Below are 19,145 nucleotides of genomic sequence, written 5' to 3' on the forward strand. Positions count from 1 at the left end.
AAGGCTGTCACATTGGTGTGGCAGTGTGGAAAGTGATAGGAAAGGATTTTGAATGACCGAAAGCTCGGCCATCAACAGCGACGTATCACGCGAAGAAGACAAGGCGCGTGAGGAAGAGGCGTTGAATAAGAAAGAAAAAAAGCAACGTGAGCTTTTAAATGATGCTCTTGTTGTCGAGTATGCGCGCATCAAAAATGAAACCGATGAATGGCGAAAAGCGGCCATCAATTTCCTACCTGGTTTTATAATCAATCATTCTAGTAACGCACTCGGCGCACTTCACATGGCTGCTGAAGTGCTGATGCTGAAATCAGCGAATATTAAATACATGACGACTGCAGCGAATGAGCGGCAGTGGTATCATTATTTGACTGAACCGCCGAAGAGCGTGTTCAAGGCGATTATTAGCGAGTCTGGCTTTAAGCGCACGGAGCCAACAATTGTTAAAGAAGTTACCTCATTCTTTGATGTCGAAAAATCTTCTGCCAAAGATTGGGAAGCCGCAAAGAAAGCGGTGCTAGGAAAAGTCGGTAAGGATGGAAAGCCTCTTGAGCCGCGACTGATTAATCGTTGGCAAACGCGCGCAACAGGTTTGGGTATTGTGGGCTGGGGATTAAGCATGATCCTGCCCGAGAATAGAGAGAATCCAGAAGAAATTGAACGCATGACACGTATGGCCAAGGAGAACCCACTTGGCTATGTCGGCACGCGCATGTGGCAAGCAGTCGATTTTACGCATTGGAGCGATAACAAGGCTCAGCTCACGGGTGGTTCAGTATTGATTGGTGGTATCTGCTCTACGCTCGCCGCATGGCGCGGGATTAAATCGGGCGGCGGCATGCAGAAATACTACATGAACAGCGCTTATGCGTTCCAAGGGTCCCTTACTATTATGGCGGGTGCTGCTGCGCTGCTTGGTGTTACTAAGGAAGATTCGTACCGCAATTTTGGTACGATTATGATGGGTAAGATTCCATTGCTGCCTGCGAATATTGCCAAGCGTTTTACGATTAAAAGCACTGGCATGATGGATGAAAACCGTTGGTATTATGTCGGCGCGCATGCGCTGTTCCAAACGCAGAATACGGCAGGCTTCTTAATCGGAGGCGCACAAAAAGCTGAAGACGGCACGATCATGGATCAGAAGGCCATTAAATTAGAAGCTAAGCATAAAATGGCGGCAGAGAAAGTGAAGCGTTCTGCAGAGGCGGAAGACGTTACACCCGACACTAAAGTAGTTGGTGCGCGCGCAAGCCAACGCGTGGTGGGAACGGAGGCGCAGAAATTATCGCTATGACCACTGTAACGCAACATCCCGATCATAATAGACGAGACGACGATGATCCAGTGATTCGCGAGTGGCTAAAAATTAAGCATGAATTGACGGACTACCGTCAGAGCACGTTACAGTTTCTTCACCCATTGGTCGTGAATAATACAGCCAGTATCGTTGCTGGTATGGAAGTCGCTGCTGAGTTGGCGATGTTTAAATCAAACGGAAAAATTCTGGTGCCTGCTGATAAGAAGGGCAACCTGATTAACTATGTTATCGAGCCAGCCAAAAGCGTTATGAGCGTGGTGTTTGGCGACGCTAAGTTCACTACAAATCCAGGTGAGAAGTGGTACCAAGCATTACGGCCTGATAAGCTTTGGGACCGCCTCACTGATCTTGAGGCAGCAGCAAAACGCGAATTGCCGAACGCGCTTAAAAACCTTGACCCCAAAACAGGTGCGCCAAAATTTGTGAATCGTTGGCAGGCGCGGGCGACTGCATCTAGCATTATACCGTTTGCACTTGTCTCTATTCTGCCAAACCCTACTGACGAAGAAAAGGATGTTGAAGCCATGACGGAGATGGCTGTCAGAAATCCCGTCGGTTATGTAGGAACGCGGTTTGTGCAGGCTATTAATCCCTTTGGGTGGGGAGATCACAAGCGCCAACTTGCGGGTCTTGCAAAAATCGCTGCTGGTGCATTTACTGTTATTGCTGGTTTCCGTAACCCGCGTGTGAATGGCTTTGGTGCTAACCCAGCCCACGCGATTGGTGGTACGATTACGGCACTCGCTGGCGCGCAACTGATGTTGGCGGTGGATAATCAATCGGGCTGGTCGCAGTATGGTTCAACGCTATGGGCGCGCATGTTCGTGCTGCCAAACAGCATCATGAATCGCTATACGAATGGTGATCCGAATGCGAATTGGTATTCGTTGGCACATGCAACTTTCCAGACGAGTAATACGGTTGCATTTTTGGCGGGTGGTGCTGAAAAGAAGGACGATGGTACTATTGTTGACCATGCTGAAACTAAAAAGGAAGCCAAACAAAAAGCGCTCGAAGAAAAACGTAGAAAAAAGGAAGAGCGTGAAGGCAAGCATACTGAAGACTCGCCTGCGCACTCTGTAAGTGAGACTAAGCATGTATCACGTGTTTCTGAAGAAAAATCAGTGCAGAGGCACTCTGTATGATTCAGAAACCGAACAACAGCCAAGAGTCTTCCGAGCGCGTATCGCAAGAGCCTGTTCAGTGGATGGGCATCAACTTACCCAAACCGTTTTCGGATGATATTCGCCGCGCACAACACGAATGGAATGAAACGCGTGATGGGGTGATTCGCGCGCTGCCTAGCGGGATTGTCAATAACTCGACTAATATTTTCGCATTAGGCCACGTCGCCAGTGAGCTGATGATGTTCAAGGGCAATAATACGACGTTTGTGCCTGAACATCACCGTGGCACATGGTGGCGCTATATTACTGAGCCGCCTGTTAGCATTGTAAAATCGGTGTTTGGGTCGTCGGGAACCACCGCTACGTTCCGTGATTTGGTGCGTCCGTCTTTCTATGTGGATTCTGCCCGCAATCTATTGGATTGGAACCGCGCGAGCGATATGGATAGGCTCAAGGGCCCACTGATCAATCGCTGGTCTTCGCGTTCCACATTCTTTGGTTTTAGTTCTGTATTGCTCTCTGGACTGGTGCCTGAGTCCAAGGAGAATCCTCAGGATGTTCAGCGTATGGCGCAAATGGCGCAAGCGAATCCTCTGGGGTATTTGGGTGAACGCGTTGGCAATGCGTTCCGCTTTCCAGTAGAGGCGGTCGGCTCGATCGTATCGAAGGAAAGCCGTGAGCAAGCTGGCGGCCATAAGCGCGAGTTCGCCGGTCTTGGCTTGACGATTAGTGGTGTATTCTCATTCCTCTCGGGCTTCCGTAACGTGAAGGCGATTGATACATCGATTAGCAAGAGTATTCCTAGCAATCAGAAGTATTTCTTTAATCGTGGCCACGCCTATGGTGGTATCATTACTGCCTTGGCGGGCGCTAATTTGCTGCTTGCGGGAGATGACGATCAGGGTTGGTCGCGGTATGGTTCTATCATGCTAGCTCGTACGGTTACCTTACCTTGGGCCGTTTACAGCAAGTACGCGAATTATGATGTGAAGGCTAACTGGTATACGGGCGGTCAAACAGGCTTTGTGATTTCCAATACCTTCTCTGCGTTAGTGGGAAGTGCCAACAAAAGCAAAGATGGTACGGTAGAAAATCACGCTTCGATTCGTGAGAAAATCGCCAACGGTGATACTAAAACAAGTGATAAACCAAATAGCAAGGTGATGACAGGAAAAGAGATTGATGTTTCTGTCGTTGCGCCGCATCAGGAATTACGAGCACTATAAAAAAAGGGCGCCAAGCGGCGCCCTTTCATTCCTGATTCTCACAAAGATTAATTCTCTGCTTTGAATTCAATCTCTACACGGCGTTCTTTGAACATGCAGGCGATCTTAGCATCACGCGTGCCTGTGTCGCAGCCAGCTTCTGGTGCTGACTTGCCGAGGCCTTTTACTTCAGCCAGTGTACTGCTGAGGCGTGATTTGCCATCGAGGTAGGCTTTGACGGCTGCAGCGCGACGATTGGCAAGATCGAGGTTGTAGTCGTCTTTGCCGAACTGATCGGTGAAGCCATGTACGCTTACATCGGCGATTGCTTTGGAAGCATTGATGATAGCACTCAAGTCATCCAACTTCGTTGCTGCTTCCATCGTTATCTTGTCGCTATCGAAATCGAAATAGATGGTGCGCTGCTCCAAGGTGACAACAGGTAATGCTGGTGCTGGTGCGGGCGCTGGTGCCGCAACAGGAGCAGGTTTAGGCTCTGGTGGTGGAACGTATGGTGCGCAAGGGTCGCCTGCGTTCATCCATTTGGTGCGAACGCATTCGCCGTTTGTATCACCGACAAAAGATTTGGTTTTGGTAAATGCTGCATCTTGATCGATAGCGAATGCCGCAGAAGCAGAAAACAGCATGATCGTGCTGGTAGCGAGAAGAAAGTGGCGCATAGAGCCTCCTATTGTTTTTGTGAATTAACCGAGAAGCCGACACCATAGAGCAAATGTCAAAAGAGGCAAGGCGCTACTTTGTACTCTTGCTGCTTTAAGAATAAGTAATCAGGGCTAAGCTGCAGCCTTAAGGCGTTGTTTGACTACCGATTTTTCAATCGATTCAATCATCATGCCGGCGATATCCATTCCGCTTACGGATTCGATGCCTTCTAGCCCTGGTGAAGAATTAATCTCTAGCACTTTGGGGCCTGAAGCGGAGCGTATGATATCAACACCTGCGACTTTTAAGCCCATGATTTTAGCAGATTGGATGGCTATCTTGCGTTCTTCGGCGGTAATCTTGATGTCAACTGCAGAGCCACCAAGATGGATGTTCGCACGGAATTCACCTTTAGGTGCAATACGCTGCATGCTTGCGACGACTTTATCGTCAATCACGAAGCAGCGAATGTCTTTTCCGTCGGCCTCGCGCACGAATTCCTGCACAAGAATATCAGCCTTCACCGATTTGAATGCGTTGATGAGTGATTCAGCAGCTTTACTGGTCTCTGCCAATACGACACCAACACCTTGCGTACCTTGTAGTAGCTTCACTACGAGCGGCGCGCCGCCGACCATTTTAATGAGTTCTTCTGTCTCCTGTGGTGAATGCGCGAACGAAGTCACTGGCATCGGCACGCCTTTGCTGGCGAGCATCTGCAACGAGCGGAGTTTATCACGCGAGCGACCAATGCCGATGGAGCCGTTTTGGCAAAAAGCGCCTGTCATCTCAAATTGGCGCAATACGGAGCAGCCATAAAAAGTAATGGCGGGTCGGATGCGGGGAATCACTGCATCGAACGGCGCGAGGATTTCACCGCCGCGATAGTGGATCTCTGGTTCTTCGGAACTGATGTTGATGTAGCAGTGTTGAATGTTCACGAAGCTCATAGTGTGGCCGCGCTCGCGTCCGGCTTCCATGATGCGTTGGTTGGAATAGAGATCTGGATTGGAAGCCAGTACAGCAATGCGTAGGCCTTCTTCGCTACCTGAAGATTTGCCGCGATAAAATTCTTTAGCTTCGATTTCTGATAGCATGCCTTGCAGGAAGGATTTCTCGGGGTCGATCAGCATGCGGCCTTGCATGGCTTCACGCCCTAGCAACATGCGATAACCCATTGAGTCGCGGTTGGTGAGAGTGAGCTGAATGGTCTGCACTACTTCACCGAGTTTAAGAGTTGCTTCGATAACGGGGCGACGCTCCGTATGGCCACTGGAAGATTTCACATCGCGTTCTTCGACAAGTTTCGCACGGCAATGCACGATGGTGCGGCGGTCTTTTTGCAGTGGGTTAATGTCGAATCTCACCCAATCTTCGCCACGTGATTTGTAGATATGAATATTCTCAGCGTGAAGTGCAGAGGTGCGTGCGCCTGAGTCGATACGTGCCTTAATAGCTGGAAGGTGCATTTCAGGTAGGGCGCACCATTCTTCTTTTCCGATGACGGATTTTTGTGTGATCAGCATGTGTTACCTCGCTCAGGGAGCCACGGCTATAGCAGGTTTTAGGCAAAAGAAAAGGGCGGCCAGTAATTAAAATGGGCCGCCCTTATGGTCTTTATTAAGTATTGTCTATTGGAAGAACAAGAAGCTGGTTGCTGCTAATTGTGCTTTGGTGATGCCCACCAAGGTGATGGTAGTATTTGCATCGAGCGTAATCATTACGCCACCAGCGATATTCTGGGTTTGGTTCATCAGGGCGTTGAAGTTGAGTCCATAGCCATCAAGGTAAACTTTATCTTGGCCAATGGTGAAGTCATGAATGATGTCGTTGCCGCTTGCTGGAACCGTAGCATCGGTTTTACGGAACAGGAAGAGGTCGTTACCTGCGCCACCCCACATTTGGTCGTCGCCACCACCGCCTTGCAGCCAGTCGATACCATTGCCGCCGTAGAGGAAGTCGTTGCCGAAATCGAGAACATCGCTTTGGCCACCGTCGCTAAGCTGAGCGCGTGCACCGTATACGTAATCGTCACCATCGCCACCGTAAACGGTATCAGCGCCTGAGCCGCCGAACAGTACGTCGTTACCGCCGCCACCGTAAATCACGTCATCGCCGCCGTAACCGAAGACGCTGTCGCGACCGATGCCGCCATTCTCGCTACCTTCTGTGTCTGCCCAAATCGTGTCGTTACCTGCTTCAGCAGAGATGAAATCGTCGCCCTCTGCGCCAACGATAGAGTCGTTACCATCACCGCCGTAGAGGAAGTCGTTGCCATCTTCGCCGAAGATACGGTCATCATCTTGGTCACCACCGATGGTATCTGAACCTGCGCCACCGTAGATGGTGTCATTGCCAGTCCAACCATAAATCGCATCTTCACCCGCACCGCCATTGAGCGAGTCGTTACCTTCGTCGCCGCCGATTACGTCATTACCATCGTCACCGAAGATAGTATCGTTACCGATTGCGCCATAAATCGTATCGTGGCCTGTGCCACCATAAACGAGGTCGTTGCCGAGGCCTGCGCCGATGAGGTCGTTGCCGTTACCACCGTAAATCGTGCTGCTTTGGTTTACGTCGCTGCCAGCGTAAACGGTGTCGTTGCCGTCGCCGCCATCGAACAGGTTGTTGCCAAGGCCGCCATGAAGAACGTCGTTGCCACCATTACCGATGAGTACGTCATCACCTTCGCCACCTGCGAGGTAATCACTGAGCTCACCGCCAACGATTGTGTCGTTACCGAAGCCGCCCCAAGTGTTGTAGCGGAATTCTGCCTGGGTGGTGTTGGTATTATAACCGCCCGTTGAGTAGATAAGGTCGCTACCATTATCACCCGTGATGTAGGTTGCTGCGCCCGTTGATACTACGGTGTCGTTGCCTTCACCTGCATACACGTTTGAATAGGTTGCGTTGCTGGTGATGTAGTCGTTACCGCCATTTGCGAATACTACGATGCCAGTGCCCGTAGCATTGATGATTTCAGCTTCGTTGCTGCCACCGTAGGCATTAACCGTTACTGGGGTATTTGCGGTGCCATCCACGTCGGTAGTGGTGGATGGGAGGAATACGCCTTCAACTGTACCAGTTGGTGCGTTAATTGTGTTAACACCCGTAGGAGCAGGAGGGGTTTGATGTGCTAATGCTGCGCCGAGCAGGGTATTGCTAGGGCGGTTAGCGGCAGTGAGGCCAGAAGTGCTAAACCATGTTTGCCACATCAGATTTGGGCCACCGAGCTGGTTCAGTGCGTTATTCTCATCGTTACCGAAAATGATAGCCATAAATTCCTCTGTCCTGTTCGGGCTTTATTCCTGCTGTGCCCATGTTGGTTTATTAATAATTATTAATTACTACAATTTTAGACATTCTTCAACCAGAGAGATGTGAAGCTTTTGTTACGGTTTTAATCCATTGATTTATAATAATAAAAACAGATGAAAAATAGTGGTTAATTATTGGTTAAAATCTGGGTGCATTTAGCTTAAATGCAAGACTTCTCGAATTTTGCTTTTTTATCAGTATACTCAACATCTCATGGGCATTTTTTTCAAATCACGTAAGCGTTCGAGTGGTGGTGGGTTGTTTGGCCTAATCCTCATTGGAGGCGCATTATACGCTACGGGCGTGCTGCCAACTGTTTGGGACCATGTCAAAAATGCGGGTAGCGCTTGTTATTCTGTGACGAATAGCGTGGGAGTCAGTGGGCAAAGTATTTGCGGCGCTGTTACAAATTTTATGGGCAGCGTGGACCGAAGCCTTGAAGGGTTTGGTGGTGGTATTGGCAACTGGTTTTCTGACGCCGAGCAAGCTTTTGACGAGCAGTGGGCTAACAGCGAAACACGTATGGGTTTGGTGAATCTCACGGAGCAAGTCGACGCTGCAAAAGAATCACTGACGCAGAGTGGATTGGTAAGTGGCCAGCCCACACTTGATTCGTTGATGCAAACAGGACCTTCCAGCATACCAACGGGTGGTGGTGAAATGGGAATGCTGAAAGGAGCGCTCGATAGTTTCGCGATCTCGCAACAACTCATGCGCTCGCAGCCAGCACTAAGTATGGAGTGGATGCAAAAGGGTGCTTCGATGGGTGCGTTTGGATTACCCTCGCAGCTTTCGCTTGGTAACGTGTATGCTGGTAGTGGGCAAAATGCGGCGGCGGCGGTGTACTACAATCAGGCGCTGAAATCACTTAATGCTTTGCAAACCAGTAATTCACCTGCTTCGCAACAAATGCTGGATGGTTTGGGCGCGTCGCCTGAAGATATTAAAGCGCAAATTATTGCGGCGATTAAGCAGATTCAGCAAATACGGTAGTGTTGCCTAGAGTGCGCTCCAAGAGCGTATCGCAACGCGCATAGCGATTCTTTTCGCTAGCGCAGACCTGCATTGGCACAAAGCCTTCTTGCTCGTAAAGTTCACAGGCAGTTTTAAGGCTGGAATGCGTGTAGATAATCAATCTCTCTGCACCGCGTTCTTTGGCGCGCGCATAGGCGTGATGCAATAATTTTTGTCCGAGCTTTTGGCCCTTTGCTTCTGGCGCGATACCGAGTTTGCTGAATTCAAAATTGCCATCATCACGCGCGATCATTGCATAGCAGCCCACAATCTTGCCATTCATCTCCGCAAACCACAGTTCGCCACCTTTCTGAATGATGTGCTCATCGGGATTGCTGAGGACGAGCTCGTCAATCGGCTCGACAAAGAAATACTTGGCAATCCACGCGCGATTATAGCGGTCGAAGTAAGGTTGGTAATCAGGTTTGTATGGAAGAATTGAGAGCGTCATGCCCTCGTATATATGATTTAGCTAGCGCGTTTCAAGACGGGGGTAACATCTTTTTCTACGCCGTCAATTACAGCAGTAGAGCTATCGCCTAATGCGAGGAAGCCAGCGATTGCGGCAAGAATAACTAGTGCACAGATAAAGGCGTATTCAATTTGCGTGGCACCAGATTTGTTTTTTAAATAATTCATGTGGTCTGCTTATTGGTTGTGCCCGCCCCTTTATGAAAGGGGCGGGCAGGCATTAGGCAGATTATGAGCCTTTCGCGAGCTCGTCTGCTACGTTGGTAAAGGTGCCTTCAAGGTTGTCACCAATCTGAGTCATAGCAACGATTGCAGCTACTGCAATCAATGCAGCGATCAGACCGTATTCAATTGCGGTCGCGCCTGATTGGTTCTGTGCGAAAGAACGGAAGAATTTTAACATAAGTAGGCTCCCTTAAGAGATAGTCCTTGCGGACGGTTACGCTGATATGCCAGCTACGAACCTTATAGCAAAATCAGGGGCGACTTGCAAACAAATAGAATCTAAAATAACTATAAAATACAATATATTTAGGGTTGTTGCGCTCGTGTAACAGCACCTTGAATTTGTGGCAGTTTCCAATGGGTTTGCAGTAGTGTGAGGCCTTCGATTATGCGCTGATATTCATCTAATATCGCCGTGCGCAAATCAGATTTTTTTAGCAAAGCCTCGCGGTAGGCTGCATTGAGGAATCGTGGTCGCTCATTAAAGATAGCGAGCGATGCGACAGGAGCATAGCATGCGCGCGCATGTAGCATGGTAACTGCATCGGCGAATTCGGCTTCACGCGCGCTACGCCATGTGGGATCATCGGGGCGAATGGTGGCGCCATCATAAAGCGTGCGCAGCGTTGAGCTAATGCTTGGTGCGCCATAACGCAGTGTATAGAGCCAACGTAAATGTAAGCCACACCAATGTTGCTCCTCGCTGATGATATTTTTTTGCAAGCAAAGATCAATTGCCTCATCCGTGACGCCATGGGCGCGCTTAAATTGTAATTCTGGTGTGCCCATATCGGTTGCTGGGCGCTCCGTTTTGGGGCGCCCTCGCTTCGTGGTAAATGCCATACTAACCTGCCGTCAGTTCGAGTTGGCGCGCGCTGTTTACTGCGCCAGCCTTCGCCTGCGGGTAAGCGCCAACGGCAATTGCGGCCTATTGCTTCAATTGCTTTACGGCGAACATAAGATGGGTCGAGTCCTGCATTGTCGCAGACATATTCGAAATCGGGTGAGTCATTCAGTAACCATGCAATTGCATCACGCTTGGCACGCCCCGCATCATCTTTATGCGAGTTGCTTGCTGCATCCATTAACGCTTGGGTGATAACCGCCTTCCATAAGGATGGTTCGTGATCTGAAAAAGGAAGTGACGGCGAATAATCCATTGCCGAATGCGGAACATGCGAAAGCGAATCGAATGCAAACATAATGCCTCCTTGGGGTGGTAAGTGACGTGAATAAATGGATGTTGGCGTCCCAAGAGTGGGCCGCAGAGCAGAAGCCTGTGAAGTCAATAATTCCACGATATGCCTTGCCGAGTTGTGTATGTTCTTACGACATACAATTGATGGTTGTATTTAACCAATGTTTACTCAACCAGAAATAGGAAAAATTTTGCTTTCAGGGACTTCCAGATGTTATTCAGCTAATCTAGAATCAATAATATAGTCTGCCTTCACAGGTAATCCCCAGCTTATCCACCGTATGGCCCACATGCACTTTTCAGGAAGTGGCATTGTTGAAAGGTATTATGGCACCTCGAAAATCTACCAGAAAGACGCCTACTAAGAAAATCACGAGCCGCAAAAAAACTATGCAGCCTTCGCCCGAAATGGAGGAGGTATGGCAGAGCACACGTAAGTCGGTGAAAGCGCTTTTGGAAACACTAGCAAAAGGTATCGACTCGCCCGCGACGATGCCTGAACATTGGGAGCGCTTGTTTGGTACGAAGGACTCGGCGGTTGCGAATTTACAAAAGCTAGTCGCGCTGCTGATTGAGTTACGGCAGCACTTTCACGATGCGCCCGAGGCTGATGTAGCAGACATAACGCGTATTGAAGCGCATGAGCTTGAGATGCTGGAAGCGTGGTTAGAAAAGCAAAAACCTACTGAAGGTGCTTAGGGAAATTTAGGTTTTGTGTGGGGATAGTATCAAACGCTTGCGAGGCTTCTGTTTCGCGGAAGCGCTTTGCTTTGAGCTTATAGCGTTTCCAGAGTGAACTCTTCTCGTCGATGTGAGAAGCGAGTGTTTCAATCGGCATGTGGTGCTCATGGAGTTGACGTGCATATTGCAGCATTTCAGCAAACATTTGAAGTAATGGCCCAACACGATATTCGCGGAATGTAGAAGCGCTAATGACTAGCGTTACCGCATTATCGAGTGCGTGTAGCCACGCCTCTGGAAGCGGGTGAACATGGGTATGAGCTTCGCGCATGGCACGCCACCTGCGGTCTAGAAGACTGGCGCGGTGGGTGGTGGCATCATCGAATGCGCCAATCAACATGAGAGGTTCGTAACGTGCACGCTCTAGTGCGGCCTCGAGCACAAAGCTGCGCAGAAGCGGCGCGTTGGTGGCAAACTCTGCTTCCAGGCATTTAACGGCTTCGATTTCACGCAACTGCTTTTCTGCGTCGATATCGGCAGCATGGGTGACCATCTCGGAAATCAAATCCATGACTTTGAAGGCAGGCATGTATTTTACATCTGGGTGTTCAAGAATGCCGTGCGCGTGCTTGCGGACGAGTTCTGTTAGCTTCTTGCGATGAGGACCATGTAGTGGGTGCAACTCGAAGAAATGCGCGAGTAAGGTTTCAAAGTCATACGCATTGGGCCATGGCTGCATGTGCTAATTCTATCACGCTGGGGGAATAAATTCAAACAAGGATACGCAGATTATTAGACTTCAAATCCGTATTTTTCTTTGAGAAAGTCCTTGATTTCTTGGTTGGGCTCCTCGCCGTAGCAGGAGGCAATAACCTTACCGTAATCTTCAAGATCAATGATGCCATCACCCTCGATCGATTTCAGGAATGCCTGCTCGCGAGGAGCTTCGACCAGCACGAAATAATAGGCCCAGCGACCTGTGGTGTCTTTCGCCTTTAGCTTATGAATTAAATGACCTTTTTTGGCGATAATCTGGTCAACGAATGTTCGTTTCGTATCGGTCATCGGCCTTCTGTCTCTCGTATTCTAATTTTCAATGAGTGTAGTGATAAGTTCTTCATATTTCAAGCACATTAGCATGTTCAACGCGATTAGCCCGTTCCCATCTGGGCGCGGCCATGGCCACCAACGATGGATTGGTGACGACTTTCAATCTTAGCGACGGGGGTAATGCCTGTCTCTGGCGCATATTGTTCGTTGAATGGATAAATGTGCATCCGCCCGTCATGGCGAAGGCTCAACCCGCGTAATTTTTTACTTAGGCTGCGTTTGAGATCACCCGTCTTTCCACCTTTGCTCATGGCGTCTTTGTCGGGCGCTTTCTGAACATTGAGTGACTCTTTGGCGAATTCACGCGCTAGACGCTCGGCTTCTTGCTGGGCACGAAATAGTTCATCTGGCGGGATGAACAAGAATGCTTGTGGCGGTAATATAGCAGCGAGTGCTTCGCGTGCTGCTGCTTGCGCTGCCTCGATGACTTCTTTGGTTGCGTCGAGTTCGGCTTCGAATTCAGTTTTTAGACCACGCTCAAATGCGGCTTGCAAATTGAAGAAGCCACGATTGCGTACCTCAGAAATACTGGTGTTGCCGCCTAGTTGAATACTGCGAGTAGTGGTTGAACCTGAGCCGTCGCTAGACGAATTAGTGGTCTTGCTATCAAGGGTGAGTTGGCCCAACTCGCTCCACTCCGTGCGCTCGGCCCAGTTTTTTTGCGTCAGTTTTTCTTCGGCGCGTTTGATGGCGCTATCATCACCCGTGATAGGCACAACGAGTTCGCGCGAGATGGCGAACATCTCCTCGACAATGTCTTCATTGTCGCGCGGCAGCCCATGTTTAGGGCGCTCGGTCGGCGCAACATGGCGTGGGTCAGTGATGGGGGTGCGTGTCATGAGGGCATTATAATCAGGGTTTTTAGGGATAATATGACGTTTTTATGACAATTCACGTTTCACAGAAATTGTTGCGCCTTGCCGCACGTAGCGATTTTAGCAGCTTCTTGCGGATGGTTATAGCCACCGTATCGCCTGCTGCACGTTACCAGCATAATTGGCATATTGATGCAATTGCTGCTCACCTAGATGCCTGTGCGCGGGGCGAGATACGACGCCTGATTATCAATATGCCGCCACGTATGCTGAAATCGATTACGGTGTCGGTTGCTTGGCCGGCTTGGTTATTAGGGCAAGATGCGCGCACGCGACTCATGGTGGCAAGTTATGCGCAATCGCCAAGCATTAAGCACTCGACGGATTGTAGATTAGTGATGCAGTCCGCGTGGTATCGCGCGATATTCCCGCACACAGAACTTGCCTATGATCAAAATGAAAAAGACAAGTTTGTAACTACGCGGCGTGGGCACCGCATTGCTACGTCGGTCGGTGGCGCGGCGACGGGGGAGGGTGGAAATATCCTGATTGTGGATGACCCGCTAAACCCGTTGCAAGCACAGCAACGCACCATGCGTGAAGCGGCAAACCAGTGGTTTGATCACACATTTGCAAGCCGTCTTGATGATAAAAAGCGCGGTGCGATTGTGGTGGTGATGCAGCGCCTGCATGCGGAAGATTTGAGTGGGTATCTCATGCAAAGAGGGGGATGGGAAGTGCTGTCGTTACCAGCTATCTCGACGGCGCGAACTACCATCACCTGTGGGCGTTTTACAAAAACGCGTGAGGTTGGCGAGGTGCTGCATGCCGCGCGAGAAGATGCCGAAATGTTGGAGCAGGTAAAATGCGAATTAGGCAGTGCGAACTTCAATGCGCAATATCAGCAAGCACCTGTTGGTGAAGATGATGGTATGATTAAGCTAGCATGGTTTGCTAGGTTTTAGCGGCGGCGTGGTGCGGTATCGTTATTGTATACAATGTCATCTGCTCTGCTAACGACTTCTGCACGAGAAAGAGGCGTCACTATGGCGATTCTTTCCCCATCAGGACCTTGGTACATTTGAATCTCAATATTACGTGCGGGTATTGCAGAACTTCTGTCGATGATTCCACCAGGATTCTGGCGATAGAATTGTTCGAAGGCTCGCATTAATGCGGTTTCAGTATCGCTACCACTATTTTCTCGCGTGATAGGAGCTCCAAACTCATTGACTAATGCTCCGCCAGCGCCTGTATCTGTATAAAGCCAGTGATCATTATTGACGGTTACATTTCCATAATCTGAGACTGCTGGAATAATATCGGATAGCACAAATGCATCGCCTACTGGGGTTGATCCTTGTGGCAATGTCTCATCAATGGTGATGATATTGACATTACGCTCGGCAAATACTCGTCCAATAACTGCGAGATGTTCTTGATAGCCTGCTGTTTGCGGCGGCATGCCATGTATATTTTCAAGGAGGTCATTCACTAACGCTCTGCTTCGTGTGTCTAATGTAGGTGCGGTAGTAACTGTTGGATCTGTCTGGCTTACAACAAACGGTTGTGCCGTTGATGTTGGTGGTAAGCGAGGTGATGTTGGTGGTACGCGATCTTGGGGTGCTTGAGCAGTAATGGTGGGAGGAGGCGATGGGCGCTGTGTTCCATCCCAGACGGCGATATTACTAGGCAGCGTTGCAACAGTAATTCCTTGGTTTAAAGGTGAATTTGGATCACGCATCAAGTTGTCAGAGAATTCACGGATTTGGCGGTTAAATTCGGCACGTGATAATGTACCGTTCTCTCGGCCCTGATAGAGTTCTCTAAAGCGATTATACGCACTGAGCCAGTGACGATCTAATTCTGGATCTAATCCTGGATTATCGATGCTTAGGTTAGGCGGCCATGGAAATTCAAATGCTCGTCTAAACAGACCGTAAGCACGTTCCCCAGCTTCGCCGTCAGAGACAAAATGTGATTCTTGCATCATTTTAGCGACACGTAATCGCCCATATAAACGCGACAATGCTTGTCTATCAATTGGCGCTGCTCCGTCCACTGTAGTTCTATTCGCGCCTGAGGCTAGAAAGCCATTTGCTAAATCCACCGCATCACCCATTGAAATTCCGCGAATGTCGAGGTTTCTATCCAGCAAGGGGTCGGCATGACGTGGCACAGTGCCAGTCGCATACAGCATTGACCATTTTGCCGAACCAACACCACGATGGTAGGCAATTTCTGTCATGTATTGTTCAATGTAGTTGCTGTTTAGCTCTGTTAGCCCAGCATCTACGAAATATGTTTGATAGGTTATTTCAGGGAAGTATACAGATCGAAAATCACTTGCTGATATGCCGGTGAATCTTCCACCACCGCTAGCATTTCTGTTTTGCCATATTGTTGTAAGGTCTGATGCGGCCTCCGCTCTTGTGATATCCCTCTGGCGGCCTGTCGCTGGATCTCGAGCTAGATTATGTTCGTTGACCCACTCCATCCATGTTTGTGCAGTGATGCCGTGTAGTGCGGGCAAACCATCTCTGTCACGTTCGGAGTAATTACCCCTCGGACGCCAAGATGTTTTCTATTGTTGCTAGAATATGCGCTGGTACTACCATAAATCCTCTATATTTTTTCTTATCCTGCCAGCCACCTCTTAAAAAAACCTTAATTTGAGGCACATAATGTCTGAAATCGTACAATCTTGGGATACGGCGATTAAGGCTGGGCAGGGCAATGATGCTAGTGCCTGCGCCACTTTCCGTGAGAAAAATGGCATTCATTATCTTTTGGATATGCGGGTAGTGCGGCTGGAATATCCTGCCTTAAAGCGGCTCATTATCAGCCATGCCGAGCAGTTTTTACCAGAAGTTATCTTGGTAGAAGATAAGGCCAGTGGTCAGTCGCTTGTTCAGGATTTGCGCGTGGAAACCCATTGGCCAGTGCTGGCGATTCAGCCTAAAGGGGACAAGATTGCACGACTTGCGCGGGTCAGTGCGATGATTGAGGCAGGTAAGGTTGCGCTACCACACCATGCGGCGTGGCTGGCGGATTTTGAGCGTGAAATCACCGCATTTCCCAACGTGCCGCATGATGATCAGGTGGATGCTTTTAGTCAGTACCTAAACTGGGTACGCGACAAGCATATGCAAGGAGATGTGCGGATTCGCAGTTTGTAGGTTATTGAAATCGTCACATAATGTTCACATTTCAGGGCACTAAATGTTGCTAGAATCCAAAGTGGAATCATCTGATTAGCGAAGGCTATGGCAGAACTGAAAGAACATGAGGTTAAGACGAAGGCGATTCATCGTGACCCAGCATTTGCTCGGCCGGACGCGTCGGTGCTTATCAGCACAGCTCTGTTTGCACTGGTTGGCGCATTCATCGGGCGGCAGGTAGGCAAGTTCGGTGAGATGAATAGCGATATGGGTTATCGCGGTCTTAGTTCATTGCTTGGAATGGTATTGGGTGGCGTGTTTTTTGGCGGCGTGGCCAGCTATTCCTCCATGCGCGCGCAGGTAAAAGAAAAAATGAAATCGGAGCAAGGGCGCATTCCTATTGATGCTGATTTCTCTGCGCCACATGTAACTCATTCTCCCCACACACGTGCACAGCATGTAGAGCATCAGGGGCCTGTGAAAACGGCGTCACTTGATAAAGCCGTGTAATTTTTTGCGACACACCCCCTTCCGGATCATTTCATCGTCGCGTACAAACAAAATATAGACTGAGATTTCTGTATCTCCCCCCATTCAAATGTAGGTGTTATGGCAAAGCTTCTTTCAGCATTGGCTTCAAGTTTTCGCGCGCGCTCATCGCATGCGCAAAAGTCTTTTTCTTCTCATCATTCATTCATGATTTCACCATCGCAGCCTGTGTGGATGCGCCGTGATTATGGGCGCTTCGCAGAGGAAGGGTATAAACGAAATGTGATTGCGCACCGAGCGTGCAACATGATCGCAACGGCGATTGCAGGTGTGCCATGGCAAGTGAGTGAGCGCGGCCGTGCGCGCACAAGGTTGTTGGATAAGCACCCGCTACTGACGTTACTGAACCGCCCGAATCCGATGCAGGGTGGTGCTGAGTTAGTGGAAGCGATCATCACGCATAAATTGATTGCAGGGAATGCGTACCTGCATGCGGTGGGACCAAAAGGTGAAGCGCCCCTTGAGCTTTATGCACTCAGACCCGACCGTGTCGCGATCATCGCGGGGCAGGGCGGCATTCCAAAAGCTTACCGTTATACGGTCGGGCAAACGCATGTTGATTTCCCCGTCGATAGGGTAACTGGGCAATCGCGTATTCTGCACCTCAAGCAATTCCATCCACTGGATGATTGGTATGGCATGTCTTCGGTAGAGGCAGCCGCCTATAGTATTGACCAGCATAACCAATGCGGAGCGTGGAATCAGACGCTTTTGCAAAATGGTGCGCGTCCAACAGGTGCGCTTATGGTAAAAGCAGGTGATGGTGGCACGGGCCATTTAAGTGAACCGCAGTATGTAAGACTCAAGCAGCAGCTTGATGAACAATTCTCGGGCGCAGCAAATGCTGGCAGACCATTGCTACTTGAAGGTGGTCTGGAATGGAAAGAAATGAGCCTTTCGCCACGTGATATGGATTTTATCCAAATCAAACATTCAAGTGCACGTGATATTGCGTTGGCGTTTGGTGTGCCGCCGCAACTGCTCGGGATTCCAGGTGATAACACCTATGCGAATATGGTGGAGGCGCGGATGGCGCTTTGGGAGCAGACCATTTTGCCAACGTTGCAGCACTTAGTGGATGCATTAAACAACTGGCTGACGCCGATGTTCTCAAACACGCTCAGTGTTGGTTATGATGCTGAAGCAATTCCCGCGATTGCAGCTAAGCGCGACGCGCTTTGGACGCGTGTGAGCAATGCCTCCTTCTTGAGTGATGCGGAGAAACGTAGAATCTTGGGGTTGGGAGATGGCGATGCGTAATCATCATCGACTGCATGCTGTATTGGAAATTAAAACACTCAGCGAAGCGGGTGCGTTTGCTGGATATGCGAGTGTGTTCGGTGTGGTGGATAGCCAGCATGATATGGTGATGCCTGGTGCATTTGCATTCACACTTGAAAAGCGCGCTGGTCAAATCAAATTGCTTTGGCAACATCTATGGGACGAGCCGATTGGTGTGTTGACGACCATCTTTGAAGATGCGCGCGGACTTTATATTGAAGGCCAATTATTGATGGAGATCGCCCGCGCTAAAGAAGCCTATGCGTTGCTCAAAGCGGGTGTGGTCAAAGGATTGAGTATTGGATATACACCAGGACGCTGGAAACACGACCCCGACACGGGCGTACGACACCTGCAAAGCGTAGACTTATGGGAAATTAGTTTAGTCACAACCCCCGCGAATGCGGCAGCGCAAGTTACAGTTGTTAAATCAGATGCGGCGGCGCTTATACGCAGTGGTGCGTTGATAAAACTCGCTGATGCGTTGGATTATAGCTTGCGTGTTTTGAAGTGACTATGCTGCGTCGTCAGCATCGGCAGGTGCGAGGCGCACACGACCAGAATGCGAAACTTGCATGCCCACTACCATAGTGGTCGCGCGTTGATAATGTGATGCAAGCGATTGTTCGTAGAGTGCAGAATCTAACGCCGTCTCTTTGAGGTAGAATACGTTGGTTGCCATTGCAGCATGGCGCTTTGATTCACGTACGTGCTCTTCGCTGATGCGAATGACGTTCTGGAAAAGATTGATGAGTTCGCGTGAGGTGAGGCCATGCGCGCGATCTTCCATGCAGAGCTGCATGCAAGCGGCGATGATGGTATTAGTCCATTGAGGATCGGCCGAGGTAATGTTCAGACCGTGTATGTTATAGTAGGCACGCGCGACATGCTCGGCGATTTGATTGCGAAATTCGGGATTGGAGCTAGAGACAGCGCGAATCGTTTTTCCAGACGGTAGCGAGAATTCTTGCATACAGCTTTAACACCGATGTTGGCCTTACAG

At 49.6% G+C, this 19,145-nt stretch carries 22 protein-coding genes; 10 read left to right on the forward strand and 12 right to left on the reverse strand.

Annotation, left to right across the window (positions count from 1 at the left end):
- Window positions 1–52 precede the first annotated feature (52 nt).
- Genes J0M34_00715 through J0M34_00725 form a run of 3 tightly spaced genes read left to right on the forward strand, consistent with a single transcriptional unit; the run spans window position 53 to window position 3,674 of the window.
- Entirely contained in the window at window positions 53–1,297 is a 1,245-nt protein-coding gene (locus J0M34_00715) for a hypothetical protein (GenBank protein MBN8542769.1), read from the forward strand.
- Window positions 1,294–2,466: a hypothetical protein gene (locus J0M34_00720; protein MBN8542770.1), complete on the forward strand. Its 1,173-nt coding sequence runs from the start codon at window positions 1,294–1,296 to the stop codon at window positions 2,464–2,466. Before J0M34_00715 ends, J0M34_00720 begins: the two co-directional genes overlap by 4 nt.
- Entirely contained in the window at window positions 2,463–3,674 is a 1,212-nt protein-coding gene (locus tag J0M34_00725; protein MBN8542771.1) for a hypothetical protein, read from the forward strand. Before J0M34_00720 ends, J0M34_00725 begins: the two co-directional genes overlap by 4 nt.
- Before the next feature lie 47 nt (window positions 3,675–3,721).
- On the opposite strand, the gene J0M34_00730 is transcribed toward J0M34_00725, so the two are convergent.
- The 3 genes from J0M34_00730 to J0M34_00740 form a co-directional block, all read right to left on the reverse strand.
- Window positions 3,722–4,333 carry an OmpA family protein gene (locus tag J0M34_00730; GenBank protein ID MBN8542772.1) on the reverse strand — a complete coding sequence of 204 codons (612 nt, stop codon included), beginning with the start codon at window positions 4,331–4,333 and terminating at the stop codon, window positions 3,722–3,724.
- A gap of 114 nt (window positions 4,334–4,447) precedes the next feature.
- A complete protein-coding gene (gene rimK, locus J0M34_00735) occupies window positions 4,448–5,839 on the reverse strand; it encodes a 30S ribosomal protein S6--L-glutamate ligase (protein MBN8542773.1) in 1,392 nt (463 codons plus the stop codon).
- A 108-nt stretch (window positions 5,840–5,947) separates the two neighbouring features.
- Window positions 5,948–7,597 carry a calcium-binding protein gene (locus J0M34_00740; GenBank protein ID MBN8542774.1) on the reverse strand — a complete coding sequence of 550 codons (1,650 nt, stop codon included), beginning with the start codon at window positions 7,595–7,597 and terminating at the stop codon, window positions 5,948–5,950.
- A 253-nt stretch (window positions 7,598–7,850) separates the two neighbouring features.
- On the opposite strand from J0M34_00740, the gene J0M34_00745 reads away from it, so the two are divergent.
- Window positions 7,851–8,630 (forward strand): hypothetical protein, encoded by a 780-nt coding sequence (locus J0M34_00745; GenBank protein MBN8542775.1) that lies wholly within the window; start codon window positions 7,851–7,853, stop codon window positions 8,628–8,630.
- Here the strand turns inward: J0M34_00745 and J0M34_00750 are convergent.
- From J0M34_00750 to J0M34_00765, 4 genes are all read right to left on the reverse strand, one after another.
- The gene (locus J0M34_00750) at window positions 8,605–9,102 is read right to left on the reverse strand and encodes a GNAT family N-acetyltransferase (GenBank protein MBN8542776.1); all 498 of its coding nucleotides are present in this window, start codon (window positions 9,100–9,102) and stop codon (window positions 8,605–8,607) included. The two genes, J0M34_00745 and J0M34_00750, sit on opposite strands and share 26 nt — an antisense overlap.
- 17 nt (window positions 9,103–9,119) lie before the next feature.
- On the reverse strand, window positions 9,120–9,290 hold the full coding sequence (locus J0M34_00755) for a Flp family type IVb pilin (GenBank protein ID MBN8542777.1): 171 nt from the start codon (window positions 9,288–9,290) through the stop codon (window positions 9,120–9,122).
- 61 nt (window positions 9,291–9,351) lie between these two features.
- Window positions 9,352–9,525 carry a Flp family type IVb pilin gene (locus tag J0M34_00760; protein MBN8542778.1) on the reverse strand — a complete coding sequence of 58 codons (174 nt, stop codon included), beginning with the start codon at window positions 9,523–9,525 and terminating at the stop codon, window positions 9,352–9,354.
- 128 nt (window positions 9,526–9,653) lie between these two features.
- Window positions 9,654–10,190 (reverse strand): hypothetical protein, encoded by a 537-nt coding sequence (locus J0M34_00765; GenBank protein MBN8542779.1) that lies wholly within the window; start codon window positions 10,188–10,190, stop codon window positions 9,654–9,656.
- Window positions 10,191–10,935: 745 nt separating this feature from the next.
- Between J0M34_00765 and J0M34_00770 the strand changes: the two genes are divergently transcribed.
- The gene (locus tag J0M34_00770) at window positions 10,936–11,244 is read left to right on the forward strand and encodes a hypothetical protein (protein MBN8542780.1); all 309 of its coding nucleotides are present in this window, start codon (window positions 10,936–10,938) and stop codon (window positions 11,242–11,244) included.
- Here the strand turns inward: J0M34_00770 and J0M34_00775 are convergent.
- The 3 genes from J0M34_00775 to J0M34_00785 form a co-directional block, all read right to left on the reverse strand.
- On the reverse strand, window positions 11,228–11,965 hold the full coding sequence (locus J0M34_00775) for a hypothetical protein (protein ID MBN8542781.1): 738 nt from the start codon (window positions 11,963–11,965) through the stop codon (window positions 11,228–11,230). The genes J0M34_00770 and J0M34_00775 overlap by 17 nt on opposite strands.
- Window positions 11,966–12,018: 53 nt before the next feature.
- Window positions 12,019–12,291 (reverse strand): hypothetical protein, encoded by a 273-nt coding sequence (locus J0M34_00780; GenBank protein ID MBN8542782.1) that lies wholly within the window; start codon window positions 12,289–12,291, stop codon window positions 12,019–12,021.
- An 86-nt stretch (window positions 12,292–12,377) separates the two neighbouring features.
- The gene (locus J0M34_00785; GenBank protein ID MBN8542783.1) at window positions 12,378–13,175 is read right to left on the reverse strand and encodes a hypothetical protein; all 798 of its coding nucleotides are present in this window, start codon (window positions 13,173–13,175) and stop codon (window positions 12,378–12,380) included.
- A gap of 44 nt (window positions 13,176–13,219) precedes the next feature.
- Between J0M34_00785 and J0M34_00790 the strand changes: the two genes are divergently transcribed.
- Window positions 13,220–14,116 carry a hypothetical protein gene (locus J0M34_00790; protein ID MBN8542784.1) on the forward strand — a complete coding sequence of 299 codons (897 nt, stop codon included), beginning with the start codon at window positions 13,220–13,222 and terminating at the stop codon, window positions 14,114–14,116.
- Here J0M34_00790 and J0M34_00795 read toward each other — a convergent pair.
- Window positions 14,113–15,399, reverse strand: a complete 1,287-nt coding sequence (locus J0M34_00795) for a hypothetical protein (GenBank protein ID MBN8542785.1) — start codon at window positions 15,397–15,399, stop codon at window positions 14,113–14,115. The genes J0M34_00790 and J0M34_00795 overlap by 4 nt on opposite strands.
- Before the next feature lie 436 nt (window positions 15,400–15,835).
- On the opposite strand from J0M34_00795, the gene terL reads away from it, so the two are divergent.
- The 4 genes from terL to J0M34_00815 all read left to right on the forward strand — a co-directional run bounded on the left by terL (window position 15,836) and on the right by J0M34_00815 (window position 18,656).
- Complete coding sequence (gene terL, locus J0M34_00800) at window positions 15,836–16,330, forward strand: phage terminase large subunit (GenBank protein ID MBN8542786.1); 495 nt, start codon at window positions 15,836–15,838, stop codon at window positions 16,328–16,330.
- A gap of 87 nt (window positions 16,331–16,417) precedes the next feature.
- The gene (locus tag J0M34_00805) at window positions 16,418–16,822 is read left to right on the forward strand and encodes a hypothetical protein (GenBank protein ID MBN8542787.1); all 405 of its coding nucleotides are present in this window, start codon (window positions 16,418–16,420) and stop codon (window positions 16,820–16,822) included.
- A gap of 186 nt (window positions 16,823–17,008) precedes the next feature.
- Window positions 17,009–18,121, forward strand: a complete 1,113-nt coding sequence (locus tag J0M34_00810; protein MBN8542788.1) for a phage portal protein — start codon at window positions 17,009–17,011, stop codon at window positions 18,119–18,121.
- Window positions 18,114–18,656 carry an HK97 family phage prohead protease gene (locus J0M34_00815; protein ID MBN8542789.1) on the forward strand — a complete coding sequence of 181 codons (543 nt, stop codon included), beginning with the start codon at window positions 18,114–18,116 and terminating at the stop codon, window positions 18,654–18,656. Before J0M34_00810 ends, J0M34_00815 begins: the two co-directional genes overlap by 8 nt.
- On the opposite strand, the gene J0M34_00820 is transcribed toward J0M34_00815, so the two are convergent.
- A complete protein-coding gene (locus J0M34_00820) occupies window positions 18,657–19,115 on the reverse strand; it encodes a hypothetical protein (GenBank protein ID MBN8542790.1) in 459 nt (152 codons plus the stop codon).
- Window positions 19,116–19,145 lie beyond the last annotated feature (30 nt).

It is taken from the genome of Alphaproteobacteria bacterium (genome assembly GCA_017302575.1).
Taxonomy (GTDB): Bacteria; Pseudomonadota; Alphaproteobacteria; order Rickettsiales; family UBA3002; genus JAFLDD01.

What these genes read in the sequence shown, in the direction of transcription:
- J0M34_00810 (MBN8542788.1), top strand. Translation starts at nt 17,009, where the DNA reads ATGATTTCACCATCGCAGCCTGTGTGGATGCGCCGTGATTATGGGCGC.
- J0M34_00715 (MBN8542769.1), top strand. Translation starts at nt 53, where the DNA reads ATGACCGAAAGCTCGGCCATCAACAGCGACGTATCACGCGAAGAAGAC.
- J0M34_00790 (MBN8542784.1), top strand. Translation starts at nt 13,220, where the DNA reads ATGACAATTCACGTTTCACAGAAATTGTTGCGCCTTGCCGCACGTAGC.
- J0M34_00755 (MBN8542777.1), bottom strand. Translation starts at nt 9,290, where the DNA reads ATGAATTATTTAAAAAACAAATCTGGTGCCACGCAAATTGAATACGCC.
- J0M34_00820 (MBN8542790.1), bottom strand. Translation starts at nt 19,115, where the DNA reads ATGCAAGAATTCTCGCTACCGTCTGGAAAAACGATTCGCGCTGTCTCT.
- J0M34_00785 (MBN8542783.1), bottom strand. Translation starts at nt 13,175, where the DNA reads ATGACACGCACCCCCATCACTGACCCACGCCATGTTGCGCCGACCGAG.
- J0M34_00740 (MBN8542774.1), bottom strand. Translation starts at nt 7,597, where the DNA reads ATGGCTATCATTTTCGGTAACGATGAGAATAACGCACTGAACCAGCTC.
- J0M34_00725 (MBN8542771.1), top strand. Translation starts at nt 2,463, where the DNA reads ATGATTCAGAAACCGAACAACAGCCAAGAGTCTTCCGAGCGCGTATCG.
- J0M34_00730 (MBN8542772.1), bottom strand. Translation starts at nt 4,333, where the DNA reads ATGCGCCACTTTCTTCTCGCTACCAGCACGATCATGCTGTTTTCTGCT.
- J0M34_00765 (MBN8542779.1), bottom strand. Translation starts at nt 10,190, where the DNA reads ATGGCATTTACCACGAAGCGAGGGCGCCCCAAAACGGAGCGCCCAGCA.
- J0M34_00805 (MBN8542787.1), top strand. Translation starts at nt 16,418, where the DNA reads ATGGCAGAACTGAAAGAACATGAGGTTAAGACGAAGGCGATTCATCGT.
- J0M34_00780 (MBN8542782.1), bottom strand. Translation starts at nt 12,291, where the DNA reads ATGACCGATACGAAACGAACATTCGTTGACCAGATTATCGCCAAAAAA.
- J0M34_00750 (MBN8542776.1), bottom strand. Translation starts at nt 9,102, where the DNA reads ATGACGCTCTCAATTCTTCCATACAAACCTGATTACCAACCTTACTTC.
- terL (MBN8542786.1), top strand. Translation starts at nt 15,836, where the DNA reads ATGTCTGAAATCGTACAATCTTGGGATACGGCGATTAAGGCTGGGCAG.
- J0M34_00795 (MBN8542785.1), bottom strand. Translation starts at nt 15,399, where the DNA reads ATGACAGAAATTGCCTACCATCGTGGTGTTGGTTCGGCAAAATGGTCA.
- J0M34_00720 (MBN8542770.1), top strand. Translation starts at nt 1,294, where the DNA reads ATGACCACTGTAACGCAACATCCCGATCATAATAGACGAGACGACGAT.
- J0M34_00760 (MBN8542778.1), bottom strand. Translation starts at nt 9,525, where the DNA reads ATGTTAAAATTCTTCCGTTCTTTCGCACAGAACCAATCAGGCGCGACC.
- J0M34_00745 (MBN8542775.1), top strand. Translation starts at nt 7,851, where the DNA reads ATGGGCATTTTTTTCAAATCACGTAAGCGTTCGAGTGGTGGTGGGTTG.
- J0M34_00815 (MBN8542789.1), top strand. Translation starts at nt 18,114, where the DNA reads ATGCGTAATCATCATCGACTGCATGCTGTATTGGAAATTAAAACACTC.
- J0M34_00775 (MBN8542781.1), bottom strand. Translation starts at nt 11,965, where the DNA reads ATGCAGCCATGGCCCAATGCGTATGACTTTGAAACCTTACTCGCGCAT.
- J0M34_00770 (MBN8542780.1), top strand. Translation starts at nt 10,936, where the DNA reads ATGCAGCCTTCGCCCGAAATGGAGGAGGTATGGCAGAGCACACGTAAG.